The organism is Bradyrhizobium sp. USDA 4353 (assembly GCF_054063215.1).
Map to the genome: position 1 here is coordinate 7432329 of NZ_JBSSGB010000001.1, position 12465 is coordinate 7444793.

Below are 12465 nucleotides of genomic sequence, written 5' to 3' on the forward strand. Positions count from 1 at the left end.
CAGCCCGCGCCGGAGCAAGCCCCGGCCCCGCCGACCATTTCGAAAAATAAAATCTTCTTGCGCTTTATCAGAAATCGTGGTTGTATACGCGCATCCCGCCTCATCGCAGAGGGGCGTTGCGCGCGATCGTCACGACACGCGAGGCGGGGATGCGGTGGCCGCGAGAGATCGCAGCGTCCCTCGGCAACGAGGGCGCGGACGAACGATCGATCGCGGACGTGAAGTCGCAGCGTCCTGACACCCCGAAGCTGGTGTCATCCGCGCAATGCGCGCAAGCGCATGGTCGCGAGCGCGACGAGGCTTCGCCTCGCGCGGAGGTGGCCAACAAGCCGGCGCACCAGGGAGACTGCGTATAAGCGTGAAGACCACCGCGCAGGGAATGCCGGCGTGTTTCGGCTTTGCCTGTGGTACCTGCCGCCTGCATTCTTTTCCGCAGGCGGGCCATGGGTGAGGCTGTCACCCGGCATTCCCTGCGCCCTCTGCACGATTTGCGAGGGGCGAGCGATCGCAGACCTCGGGCATGAAGTGCCGCGAGATTGCGGCCTCATGTCCTCATACTGATAACTTCGCTTGCGCTGTTTGAGCCGTGAATCTGCTCCACCCACCATCGTCGTCCCGGACAAGCCGCGCCGCGCGACAGCGCGGCACGGCGCCGATCCGGGACCCATACGCCGCGGCGGTTGTAACGGGCAAAATGCCAACGACCTGCCTGCCCCAAACCGCTCCCTGGGGGGTATGGGTCCCGGCTCAAGGCCGGGACGACAGCGGAGTACGTCGATGCAGTCGGGCTCTCAGCGATAGCGCCGTAGGGTGGGCAAAGCGGCCGCCCGCAGGGCGGTCGCGTGCCCACCATCGATCAGCGAGTTCGGTGAGACATGGTGGGCACGGCGCGGGAGAGAGCGGTGCACAACTGAGACATCGTGGCGCGCCTTTGCCCACCCTACGGCGGCGCGCGACGATAACCTCCGCCTCAATACCCCAGCGCGCAGCCGTCCTTGCGCGGATCGGAGCCGCCGGTGAGCGTGCCCTTGTCCCAGTCGATCCAGATCGCCTGGCCGCCACCGAGCGGCGAGACCACCTTGGTGGTCTTGTGGCCGATCTTCTGCAGGCCCTCGACCACCTCGGCCGGCACGCCGTCCTCGAGCTGATAGACGCCCTCGTAATGCAGGCCGCGCGCCATATCGATCGCTTCCTGCACGTCGCAGCCATAGTCGAGGATGTTGGTCAGCACATGGGTCTGGCCGACCGGCTGGTACTGGCCGCCCATCACGCCGAACGACATCTGGGCGCGGCCGGCCTTGGTGGCGAGCGCCGGGATGATGGTGTGCAGCGGACGCTTGCCCGGGCCGATGCAGTTCGGATGGCCCGGCTGGATGCGGAAGCCGCCGGCGCGGTTCTGCAGCAGCACGCCGGTCTCGTTGGAGACGATCGCCGAGCCGAACGAATGCGCGATCGAGTTGATGAAGGAGCAGACGTTGCGGTCGCGGTCGACCACCGTGATGTAGACCGTCTCAGGGTTCATCGGCGGCGCGACGTTCGGCAGGTCCAAGAGCTTGTCGAGGCTGATCTGCGAGACGTACTCGTCGGCGAACTCCTTGGCGAGGATGCTGGCGACCTCGGTGGTCATGTGCGCGGGATCGCCGATATGCTGCTCGCGCATCATGTAGGCGATGCGCGCGGCCTCGGCCTCGAGGTGGAAGCGCTCGACGCTGAGCGGATCGATCCGCGTCAGGTCGAAGCGCGAGAGGATGTTGAGCATCACCAGCATGGTGATGCCCGGCCCGTTCGGCGGACACTGCCAGACGTCGTAGTCCTTGTAGACGGTGCCGATCGGCGAGGTCACCTCGGTCTGGTGGTTGGCGAAATCCTCCAGCGTGTGGAGACCGCCGATGCCGCGCAGGGTCTGCACCATGTCCTCGGCGACGGCGCCGGTGTAGAAGCCCTTCGGCCCCTCCTTGGCGATGACGCGGAGCGTCTGGGCCAGCTCCGGCTGGCGGATCACGTCGCCGGCGACCGCGGCCTTGCCGCGCGGCAAAAAGTAGCGCGCGGTGTTGGTGCCGTTCTTGAGCTTCTCGAACTGATTGTTCCAGTCGAAGGCGACGCGCGGCGCCACCACATAGCCGTCCTCGGCAGCGCGGATCGCCGGTTGCAGCAGCCGGTCGAGGCCGAGCCGGCCGTGGTCTTGCAGGATGCGGGCCCAGGCATCGATGGAGCCGGGCACCGAGACGGCGTGAGCCGAGGTCAGCGGCACCGAATGGATCTTGCGCTCGAGATACCAGTCGACGGTCGCCGCGGCCGGCGACCGGCCGGAGCCGTTATAGGCCATGATGCGGCCCTCGCCCTTCGGCTGCACCAGCGCGAAGCAGTCGCCGCCGATGCCAGTCGATTGCGGCTCGATGACGCCGAGCAGCGCGCAGGCCGCCACCGCCGCGTCGGCCGCGGTGCCACCGGCGCGCAGCACCTCGATCCCGGCCAGCGCCGCCTGGGGATGCGAGGTGGCGATCATTCCGTTCTGGGCGTGGACCGTGGACCTGCCGGGGAAATGGAAGCTTCTCATCGTGGCTCGCTGCGTGATGGTGTGGTGGCTGGAATGCCAGTGCTGGCCGGCTACATCGCATATTCCTTCCGGGCTCGGCAATGGCCGGGGATACCAGCTTTTCTATGGTCAGCTCTGCTGGTAAACGGCCGCATGCCCCTCACCGTCGCCGCCTTCTATCAGTTCGTTGCCCTGCCGGATTTCCGCGACCTGCGCGCGCCGCTCCAGGCGTTCTGCGCCGCCCACGGTATCAAGGGCAGCATCCTGCTGGCCGAGGAAGGCATCAACGGCACCGTGGCCGGCACCGAGGAGGCGATCGACCTGCTGGTGGCCGAGTTTCGCCAGGGCGAACTGTTTGCAGGGCGTCTCGACAATCTGGAGCTGAAATTCTCGACCGCCACAGCAATGCCGTTCCAGCGCCTCAAGGTCCGGCTGAAGCGGGAGATCGTGACGCTCGGCGATCCCGCCGCCGATCCCACGCGACAGGTCGGGAGCTATGTCAGTCCCGCCGATTGGAACGCGGTGATATCAGCGCCCGATACGCTGGTGCTCGATACCCGCAATGCGTTCGAGGTCGCGATGGGCACGTTCGAAGGCGCCGTCGATCCCGGCCTGCACAGCTTTGGCGAGTTCAAGGATTTCGCCGCCCGGGAGCTCGACCCCACCAGGCACAAGCGGATCGCGATGTTCTGCACCGGCGGCATCCGCTGCGAGAAGGCGAGCGCGCTGCTGCTGGCGCGCGGCTTCACCGAGGTCTACCACCTCAAAGGGGGCATCCTGAAATATCTCGAGGAGATTCCGGAGGCCGAGAGCCGCTGGCGCGGCGGCTGTTTCGTGTTCGACGAACGCGTCGCGCTCGGCCATGGCCTGCGCGAGCAGGCTGCAGCCGCCGGGCCGGCTCAGGGGGAAGGTGCGAGCGATGAGCAATTCTGAGCCGTCGAACGAGGAGCTCGGCGAGCGCATCGACCGGCTCGAGATGCGGCTGACGTTCCAGGACGACACGATCGAGACGCTCAACCAGACCATCACCGCACAATGGCGCGAGATCGACGGCTTGAAGCGGCAGATTGCGCGCTTGGTCGAGCAGTTGGAGGACGCGCAGAGCAACGCCGAGGGGCCGCGCAATGAGCCGCCGCCGCATTATTGATGGCGCAGCGATCTCAGGCCGGAACGGTCGCCGGCGCCTTGCTGGACGGCAGATCGATCACCTCGCCCGCCATCACCATGCGGTCGCGGCCGCCATCCTTCGCCGCGTAGAGCGCGCGGTCCGCGGCTTCGATCAGCGAGGCCGGGCCTGCGGAGCGTTCGAGTCCGGGCCGGCATACCGCGGCGCCGATGCTCGCTGTGACGAAGCCCGGCGGATTGTGATCATGGACGATGCGCGCATCGTGCAGCGCCCGCCGGATGCGCTCGCCGAGCCGCGCACATCCCGTGGCATCGGTGTTCGGCAGCAGGATCGCGAACTCCTCGCCGCCATAGCGGGCGACGAGGTCCGAGCTGCGCTGCGCCTCATCGGCGAGTATGCCGGCCACCGTGTGCAGGCATTCGTCGCCGGCCGGATGGCCATAGGTGTCGTTGAAGGCCTTGAAATGATCGATGTCGATCATCAGCAGCGCCAGCGAGGTCTTTTCGCGATAGGCCCTGCCCCACTCCTCCAGCAGCCGCTCGTCGAACCGGCGGCGGTTGGCGAGGCCGGTCAGGCCGTCCTCGATCGCGAGCGTCTCCAGCCGGCCCTGCAGCGTCTTCTGCTGCGTGACGTCGCGCGTCACCGCGACGAAGCCGTCGAGCGTGCCGTCGGGCTGACGGGTGGCGCGGACCGTCGCCTCGACCCAGATCTCGGATTTGTCGCGCCGGCGCATGCGGTAGGTCGCGCGGGCCTCGTCGACCACGCCCCTCTTGATCTGGTCGAGCATCTCCTGAAGTTGCGGCCGATCCAGCGGATTGACGCCGGAGAGCGCGCGCTTGCCGAGGAGCTGCGACGGGTGCCAGCCCAGCACGCGCATCGTCGAGGGCGAGACGTAGCCGATGCATTCGTCGAGCTCGATGCGCGTCACGATGTCGCTAGAGCCTTCGGCGAGCAGCCGGAAGTTCTCCTCCTTGGCGGTCAGCGCTGCGGCGAGATGCTGCCGCTGCAGCAGCTGCTTCACGAGGAAGATGCCGATGGCGACCACCAGCGCAACGAGACACACCAGCACCGACATCCGGACAATCGCATCGCGTTTCCAGGAGGCGAGGACGTCGGCTTCCGTGCGGGTGGCCAGGACGAGGAACGGATAGCGCTGTGCATGCTGGTAGAAGCCGATGCGCTCGGATTTCTCGCCGAAGCGACGCACCGACAGCGGACCCGACGCCGGATGATAGGGGACCGCTTCGATGACCGGGCGTCCGAGCTTGTTCGGATCCGGCTCGGAATTGTCGGCGAGCACGGCGCCGTCGCGGCTCAACAGACTGATCGAGCCGTGCTGCCCGACGTCGAACTGGCGATAAAACTGAGCGAAATAAGCGACGTCGATGGTTGCGAGGACGACGCCGCCGAACCGGCCGTCGGAATGATTCCAGCGCCGGGAGAGCGTGATCACCCACTGCCCGCCGGACTTGCTCTGCACCGGGCGGCCGATCAGCAGCGAGCGATCCGCCGATATACGGTGATGAGCGAAGTAGTCGCGGTCGGAATTGTTGTAGTTGGTGAGCGTGACGTCCTCGGTGGTCGCAAGCCAGTCGCCATTCTCGTCATAGGCAAAGACGCCGCGGATGCGGCCGAGGCTCGCCTTCCGGGACTTCAGGATGGTCTGCAAGCGGGGGATCGCGCCGGGCTTGCCGTCATCGGTCTCGAGCGCCGTGACGACGCCGCGCATCAAAGAGTCGGCAAGCTCGAAGGTGTCCTCGACATGCTGGGTGAGCGAGCGGGCGAGATTGCCGAGATCGATCTCGGCATTGCGCATCTCCGAGTTTCGCGAGGCCCACTCGGTCCAGCCGCTGAACGCAAGGATGGCGCCGCAGACGAGCGCAAGCCCTGCTGCCGCCCACATCGGCAAGCGGCTTCGATCGACTGTGGTCGCAATCACGTCCATTCCGCGGAACTCTCCGGACGACGGCAGAGTCCCATGGACGCGTTATTTAACTCTGAAATGAGCCGTATCCGAAGCCCTCGGAGGCGCACCGTAAGACTACGGCAAAGCCCGTACAACTACGGAATTATGCTCTGCAAGGTACGTAGCTCGCTGCAATCAGGCTTGTTAGTTCAACGCGCGAACACCGATCGCACCTTGTCCCACAACGAAGGCTCGTGCTGCTCGCGCGTGTCGCTTCCCTTCACGCGCGTCGTTGTCGGCTGCTGCATGCTGACGGGATCGGACGCCGGGAACGTGTCCATCAGTCCCTTGTCGAGCTGCGTCTTCGCCTCCCGGTCGAGACGAACGGCCTCGCGCGGATCGACCGCGTGCTTGTCGTGCGGAGCGGGGTTGAATTTCTCGGCCATGATCGATCTCCCTGTCCCACGACAACGCAGGGGTGGAGAGCGTGTTCCCGCTTCGAGAGCGTGTCGCGCTGCCGCAGTTGCGTCTGGAGGCTGTCGGCCATCCCGAACCGATCGGAGCTTGGCCGGAACCGCCCGGCCATGTATCACGGACGGTAAACTGTTCCCCCGAGGTTGCGGAGCCCCAGCGTGAGTGAGACTGCCGTGAACAAGCCTTTCATCGACGTGCTGGCCGGCCAGCGGCAGAGCGTGCCGCCGATCTGGATGATGCGGCAGGCCGGCCGCTATCTGCCGGAATACCGCGAGGTCCGCGCCAAGGCCGGCGGCTTCCTCGACCTCTGCTTCAACCCGGAGCTCGCCGCCGAGGTCACCTTGCAGCCGATCCGCCGTTTCGGATTCGATGCGGCGATCATCTTCTCCGACATCCTGGTGATCCCGCATGCGCTCGGCCGCAGCGTCCGCTTCGAGGTCGGCGAAGGCCCGCGGCTCGATCCGCTGGATACGCCGGAGAAGATCGCAACGCTGTCCGGCGAGGCCGATCTGTCCAAGCTCGAGGCTGTGTTCGAGGCGCTGCGCCACGTCCGCGGCGCGCTGCCGCCGAGCACCGCGCTGATCGGCTTTTGCGGCGCACCGTGGACGGTCGCGACCTACATGGTCGCCGGCCAGGGCACGCCCGACCAGGGACCGGCGCGGCTGCTCGCCTACCGGCATCCCGACGCCTTCCAGACAATCATCGATGCGCTGGTCGACAGCTCGATCGCCTATCTCTTGAAGCAGCTCGATGCCGGCGCCGACGCCTTGCAGATCTTCGACACCTGGGCCGGGGTGCTGTCGCCGCGCGAGTTCGCCCGCTGGTCGGTGGCACCGACGCGGCGCATCGTCGAGGGCGTGCGCAAGGCAAGACCGGGCGCCAGGATCATCGGCTTTCCCCGCGGCGCCGGCGCGCTGCTGCCGGGCTATGTCGCCGCGACCGGCGTCGATGCCGTCAGCATCGACTGGACCGCCGAGCCGGGCCTGGTGCGCGAGCGGGTGCAGAGCAAGGTCGCCGTTCAGGGCAATCTCGATCCGCTGGCGCTGATCACCGGCGGCGCGGCGCTCGACCAGGCCGTCGACGACGTCTTGGCGAGCTATGCCGGCGGCCGCCACATCTTCAATCTCGGCCACGGCATCACGCCGGAGACCCCGATCGCCCATGTCGAGCAGATGCTCAAGCGCGTGCGCGCCTACAAGGGATGACCGACTAACGCGGTCGGCTGCGCTCGATCAGCGCAGCCGCGCCGTTGGCGAGAAGCTCGAGCCCGACCGCACGGCCGAGCTCGCGGGGACGATCGGCAGGACCGGCGCGCTGGACCTCGATGAAGTGGCCGCCGTCTTCGTCGAGCACCGACGCGGTCAAGGTCATCTGACCGTTCTCGATGGTCGAAAAGCCCGCGATCGGCGAGTTGCAGTGGCCGTTGAGCACCCACAGAACCTCGCGCTCGGCATCCGCGCAGGCCCGCGCCGCCGCATCGTCGATGGTCGAAAGGATGCGCCGCGTCTCGAAGTCGGCCGCAGGGCATTCGACGGCGACGATGCCCTGCCCGGCTGCCGGCAGCATGTCGGCTGCGGGGAATTCGTAGGACGCACGGTCCGACAGGCCGACCCGCTCCAACCCGGACCGCGCCATGATCAGCGCATCCGCGGGCCCGACCGCACCGCCGTCCGGCAGCCGCTGCAACTCGCCATTGTCGAGCTTGCGGATGCGGGTGTCTGCCGCGCCTCGGAAATGGATCAGCTCGGCGTTTGGAAACAGCCGCCGCGCATAGGCCGCCCGGCGCACCGCATTGGTGCCGATCTTGAAGCCGCGGCCGCCATCCTTGCGGAAATCCTCCAGCGCCAGTCCTTTGCGCAACACCAGCACGTCCCCCGGCGGATCGCGCGACAGCAGCGCTGCGATGACGAGGCCGGGCGTCTCCTCGTTGCCCGGCATGTCCTTGAGCGAATGCATCGCCGCATGCAGCTTGCCATCCAGCATCGCCCGCCGGATCTCGGCCACGAACGCGCCACCCTTGCCGCCATGGGTCAAAAGCTTGCTGGTCTGGTCGGAATCGCCCGTCGTCTCGAACTTGACGATCTCGATGTCGAGCGACGGGATCGCGGCTTGCAGACGGCGCGCGATCTCCTCCGTCTGCGCCAAGGCCATCGTGCTCTTGCGGGTGCCGATCCGGAAACGTGTCACGAACTCATTCCTGCGTCAGCGCGCGTCCTGCAAGATCATGTCGGAGGCCTTCTCCGCGATCATGATGACCGGCGCATTGGTGTTGCCCGAAACCAGGTCCGGCATGATCGAGGCGTCGACGACGCGCAGGCCGTCGATGCCGCGCACACGCAGGCGCTGATCGACCACGGCCAGAGCATCCGTCCCCATCCGGCAGGTCGAGGTCGGATGATAGATCGTGCTGCCGGTCTGCCGGCAATAGGCCAGGATGTCGTCGTCGCTCACGACCTTGGGTCCCGGATAGGCTTCATCCGAGACATACGGCCTCAAGGCCGGCGCCGCCAGGATTTTCCGCAAGATGCGCAGGCCGTCGATATTGGCCCGCCGGTCAGTCTCGCTCGCCAGATAATTGATCCGGATCTCGGGCGGCGTCGCCGGGTCGGCGTTTCGGATCCGCAGCGATCCCCGGCTTTCGGGGCGGAGCTGGCACACGGAGGCGGTGAAGCCAGAGAAGGTGTGCAGCTTCTCGCCCATCTTGTCGGTCGAGAACGGGATGAAATGGATCTGGATGTCCGGGCTCGCGAGCCGAGGATCAGTCTTGAAGAAGGCGCCGGCAGTTCCAGCCGCAATCGTCAGCGGTCCCTTGCGGAAGGCGGCGTAGCGCGCGCCGGCCAGCACCTTGCGCACGGGATGATTGACGATGTCGTTGAGCGTGATGCGCTGGCTGCAGCGCATCACGATACGCACCTGAAGGTGGTCCTGGAGATCGTGCCCGACGCCGGGCGCATCGAGCACGACCTCGATGCCATGCTGCTTCAGCAGGTCGGCCGGGCCGACGCCGGAGAGCTGCAGGAGTTGCGGCGAATTATAGGCCCCACTCGAGACCAGGATCTCTTTCCGCGCGCGCGCGACCCGCAGCCGGCCGCGCTGGTTGAACACGACGCCGCGCGCACGACGCCCTTCAAACAGGATGCGCTGGGCCAGCGCGTCGGTCTCCACGTGCAGGTTGCTGCGGCCGAGCGCCGGCCGCAGATAGGACACCGCGCTGCTGGCGCGGCGGCCGCGCCGCGTCGTGGTCTGGAAGAAGCCGACGCCCTCCTGGCTCGCGCCATTGAAATCGGCATTGAACGGCAGCCCGGCCTCGACCGCCGCCTTCACGAAGGCCTCCGACAGCGGATCCTCATGGCGCCAGTCCGACACCGGCAGCGGACCGCCGACGCCGTGGTAGTCGTTGGCGCCACGGCACTGATTTTCCGCCCGCTTGAAATACGGCAGCACGTCGTCATGGCCCCAGCCGATATTGCCGCGCTGGCGCCAGCGGTCGTAGTCCTCGTGCTGCCCACGGACATAGAGCAGACCGTTGATCGAGCTGGAGCCGCCGAGCACCTTGCCGCGCGGCTGGAACACGGAGCGGCCGTCGAGACCGGGCTCGGGCTCCGTCTGATACATCCAGTTGACGGTCTCTTCCTTGAAAAGCTTGCCGTAGCCGAGCGGGACGTGGATCCAGAGATTCGTGTCCTTGGGACCGGCTTCCAGCAGCAGCACCTTGTGCTTGCCGTCGCTGCTGAGCCGATTGGCGAGAACGCAACCGGCCGAGCCGGCACCCACCACCACGTAGTCGAACTCCAGGTCCGCGTCACGCGACGCCACGCTGCCTTCCATCGTTCCCTGCCCGGCTCTCTTGGTCTTTCATCCTGGATGATAGCAGAACGCCGGGACATGCAAGCGGCAAATCGGCAGGTCTGGTGCTCCGTCTCAATCCTTGCGCTCGGCGAGCAGCCCTGCGGTATGCCGTGCGATCATCAGCTCCTCATCGGTGTTGACCACGAACACGCGCACACGCGACCCTTGGGACGAGATCACGGTGTCGCCGGCGTGATTTCGGCTCCCGTCCAGCGCGATGCCGAGCCAGTCGAAGCCTTCGCAGACGCGTGCGCGAATCCGCCAGGCATGCTCTCCGATGCCGCCGCAGAACACCACCGCATCGACGCCCGACAGCACCGCAGCCATGGCGCCGAGCTCGCGCCTGATCCGGTCGACAAAATAGTCGATCGCCTGCATCGCCTCCGGCGTTCCCGCCGCCTCCAATTCGCGCATGTCCTGCGACAGCCCCGAAAGCCCCTTCAGTCCCGAATGGTGGTAGAGGAGATCACTGATCGCCTCAGCCGTCATCCGCTTCTCCTGCAGCAGATAGAGCACGACGCCCGGATCCAGCTGTCCGCAGCGCGTGCCCATCGGCAGGCCGTCGAGCGCGGTGAAGCCCATCGAGGAGCCGATGCTCTGTCCGTCACGGATGGCGCACATCGACGCACCATTGCCGAGATGCATGACGACCACGCGGCCCTTCTCATCGTCGGGCGCGATCTCCCTCAATCGCGAGACGACGTACTCGTAGGACAGCCCGTGAAAGCCGTAGCGGCGGACGCCCTGCTCATACAGCTCGCGCGGCAAAGCGTAGGTGTCGTTGACCCAGGGATGGGAGCGATGGAACGCGGTGTCGAAACAGCCGACCTGCAACGCATCGGGGAAGGCGCGATGGGCGGCGCGAACGCCGGAGAGATTATGCGGCTGGTGCAGCGGCGCCAACGGATTGAGCGCCTCCAGACGCCCGACGACATCATCGGTGATGACGATGGGCTGCGTGAACTCCAGCCCGCCATGAACGATGCGATGGCCGACGGCGTCGACGGCGGAGCGCCCGACGGCGCGTTGCAGGAGGTCGATCACCACGGCCATTGCAGCATCGTGGTCGGTCGCTCTCGCCGCATCGAGGGCTTCATCAGCAAGCGTGCCGCTGCGCTGGCGGGCTTGCAGATGCGGCGTGGCGCTGCCGAGCCCCTCGATCTGGCCCCGGAGCGTTTCGACGGGGGCGGCCTGCTCTTCGAACAACGCGAACTTGATCGAAGAGGAGCCGGCATTGAGGGTCAGGATGTGCCGTCGTGTCATCTCACCTCGCATGACCTCGGAGGGGTTTCTCGCCAACTCACAAATTGGAGAAAATACCACCCATTTTCATGACGCCCCAAAGACAACCAAAACGATAGGTTGCATTGCCTTGCCAGGCGCCTCGTCTGCTAGCTTGCGACAAATCGAATCGGACCGGGGGAGGATCCTTGTGGTGAACACGCCTCGACATCTCCTGCCGACCACCGTGGTCGGAAGCTATCCGCAGCCGGACTGGCTGGTCGATCGCGCCATGCTGTCGAAATCCATTCCGCGCATCCGGCTGCAGGGCATGTGGCGCATTCAGCGCCCGCTGCTTGAGGAAGCCCAGGACGATGCCACTGTTGTCGCGATCCACGACATGGAGCAGGCCGGCATCGACATCATCTCGGATGGCGAGATCCGCCGCGAGAGCTACTCCAACCGCTTCGCCACCGCGCTCGACGGGATCGACGCGGACAATCCCGCGATCATCATCTCGCCGGCCGGCAACAAGACGCCGGTGCCGCGCGTCGTCGGGCCGATCCGGCGCAGATATCCGGTCGAGCTGCGGGACATGGAGTTCCTCCGTCGCAACACGACCCGGGCGGCCAAGATCACGCTGCCGGGCCCGTTCACCTTGAGCCAGCAGGCGCAAGATGATTTCTATCGCGACGATGAAGCGGTCGCGATGGCGTTTGCCGAGGTCGTCAATGCCGAGGCCCGCGACCTGCAGCGGGCCGGCGCCGACGTCATCCAGCTCGACGAGTCCTGGGTGCGCAGCAATCCGCAGGCGGCGCGGCGCTATGCAGTCAAGGCGATCAACCGCGCGCTTGATGATATTACCGTGCCGACCATCATCCACGTCTGCTTCGGCTATGCGGCCATCGTGCCGGGCTCGAGCAAGCCGAGCGGATATCCGTTCCTCGCCGAGCTTGCCGATTGCTGCGCGACGCAGGTCTCGATCGAAGCGGCGCAGCCGCGGCTCGATCTGGGCGTTTTCAAGGATCTCTCGGCCAAGACCATCGTGCTCGGCGTACTCGATCTCGGCGATCCCGAGGTCGAGCCGGTGAGCGTCATCGCCGAGCGCATTCGCAACGGCCTCAAAGTCGTGGCGCCGGAGCGGCTCGTGGTCGCGCCGGACTGCGGCATGAAATATCTGCCGCGCGCGACCGCCTTCGGCAAATTGAAGGCGATGAGCGCAGCCGCGGCGCGGGTGCGCGAGGAGCTCGCCTGACCGCCAATGTGGCAGATGCGGCGCATGTCGGGCAGCATCCTTCACGATCGCACCACCCTGCGACCCCATTCGCGCAATAAGGCAGGCGGGAAGCGCTC

At 66.5% G+C, this 12465-nt stretch carries 10 protein-coding genes; 4 read left to right on the forward strand and 6 right to left on the reverse strand.

The genetic code is table 11. From position 1 onward, the window contains the following. Positions 1-970: 970 nt before the first annotated feature. Positions 971-2557, reverse strand: coding sequence for a gamma-glutamyltransferase (gene ggt, locus ACVILH_RS33440; RefSeq protein ID WP_456716699.1), 1587 nt, complete (start codon positions 2555-2557; stop codon positions 971-973). Between the two features lie 132 nt (positions 2558-2689). Here ggt and trhO point away from each other — a divergent pair, with 132 nt between their 5' ends. Then, on the forward strand, positions 2690-3469 hold the full coding sequence (trhO, locus tag ACVILH_RS33445; protein WP_456716700.1) for an oxygen-dependent tRNA uridine(34) hydroxylase TrhO: 780 nt from the start codon (positions 2690-2692) through the stop codon (positions 3467-3469). Next, positions 3456-3683 (forward strand): SlyX family protein, encoded by a 228-nt coding sequence (locus ACVILH_RS33450; protein ID WP_456716701.1) that lies wholly within the window; start codon positions 3456-3458, stop codon positions 3681-3683. The genes trhO and ACVILH_RS33450 overlap by 14 nt, the downstream gene beginning before the upstream one ends. 13 nt (positions 3684-3696) lie before the next feature. On the opposite strand, the gene ACVILH_RS33455 is transcribed toward ACVILH_RS33450, so the two are convergent. Both ACVILH_RS33455 and ACVILH_RS33460 read right to left on the reverse strand, forming a co-directional pair. Beyond that, positions 3697-5607: a diguanylate cyclase gene (locus ACVILH_RS33455; RefSeq protein WP_456716702.1), complete on the reverse strand. Its 1911-nt coding sequence runs from the start codon at positions 5605-5607 to the stop codon at positions 3697-3699. A 170-nt stretch (positions 5608-5777) separates the two neighbouring features. Then, a complete protein-coding gene (locus tag ACVILH_RS33460) occupies positions 5778-6014 on the reverse strand; it encodes a hypothetical protein (protein WP_456716703.1) in 237 nt (78 codons plus the stop codon). A gap of 186 nt (positions 6015-6200) precedes the next feature. Between ACVILH_RS33460 and hemE the strand changes: the two genes are divergently transcribed. Next, positions 6201-7247 (forward strand): uroporphyrinogen decarboxylase, encoded by a 1047-nt coding sequence (gene hemE, locus ACVILH_RS33465; RefSeq protein WP_456716704.1) that lies wholly within the window; start codon positions 6201-6203, stop codon positions 7245-7247. Between the two features lie 4 nt (positions 7248-7251). Here hemE and hemC read toward each other — a convergent pair whose 3' ends face one another. The 3 genes from hemC to ACVILH_RS33480 all read right to left on the reverse strand — a co-directional run bounded on the left by hemC (position 7252) and on the right by ACVILH_RS33480 (position 11154). Beyond that, positions 7252-8229, reverse strand: coding sequence for a hydroxymethylbilane synthase (gene hemC, locus ACVILH_RS33470; protein WP_456716705.1), 978 nt, complete (start codon positions 8227-8229; stop codon positions 7252-7254). Between the two features lie 15 nt (positions 8230-8244). Next, positions 8245-9870, reverse strand: a complete 1626-nt coding sequence (locus tag ACVILH_RS33475; protein WP_456716706.1) for a GMC family oxidoreductase — start codon at positions 9868-9870, stop codon at positions 8245-8247. Between the two features lie 93 nt (positions 9871-9963). Beyond that, complete coding sequence (locus ACVILH_RS33480; protein ID WP_456716707.1) at positions 9964-11154, reverse strand: acetate/propionate family kinase; 1191 nt, start codon at positions 11152-11154, stop codon at positions 9964-9966. 172 nt (positions 11155-11326) lie between these two features. Between ACVILH_RS33480 and ACVILH_RS33485 the strand changes: the two genes are divergently transcribed. Continuing rightward, positions 11327-12367 (forward strand): uroporphyrinogen decarboxylase family protein, encoded by a 1041-nt coding sequence (locus ACVILH_RS33485; RefSeq protein ID WP_456716708.1) that lies wholly within the window; start codon positions 11327-11329, stop codon positions 12365-12367. Positions 12368-12465: the final 98 nt, after the last annotated feature.

Excerpts from the sequence above, each read along its gene's own strand:
- ggt (WP_456716699.1), bottom strand. The coding sequence starts at position 2,557 with ATGAGAAGCTTCCATTTCCCCGGCAGGTCCACGGTCCACGCCCAGAAC.
- trhO (WP_456716700.1), top strand. The coding sequence starts at position 2,690 with ATGCCCCTCACCGTCGCCGCCTTCTATCAGTTCGTTGCCCTGCCGGAT.
- ACVILH_RS33450 (WP_456716701.1), top strand. The coding sequence starts at position 3,456 with ATGAGCAATTCTGAGCCGTCGAACGAGGAGCTCGGCGAGCGCATCGAC.
- ACVILH_RS33455 (WP_456716702.1), bottom strand. The coding sequence starts at position 5,607 with ATGGACGTGATTGCGACCACAGTCGATCGAAGCCGCTTGCCGATGTGG.
- ACVILH_RS33460 (WP_456716703.1), bottom strand. The coding sequence starts at position 6,014 with ATGGCCGAGAAATTCAACCCCGCTCCGCACGACAAGCACGCGGTCGAT.
- ACVILH_RS33475 (WP_456716706.1), bottom strand. The coding sequence starts at position 9,870 with ATGGAAGGCAGCGTGGCGTCGCGTGACGCGGACCTGGAGTTCGACTAC.
- ACVILH_RS33480 (WP_456716707.1), bottom strand. The coding sequence starts at position 11,154 with ATGACACGACGGCACATCCTGACCCTCAATGCCGGCTCCTCTTCGATC.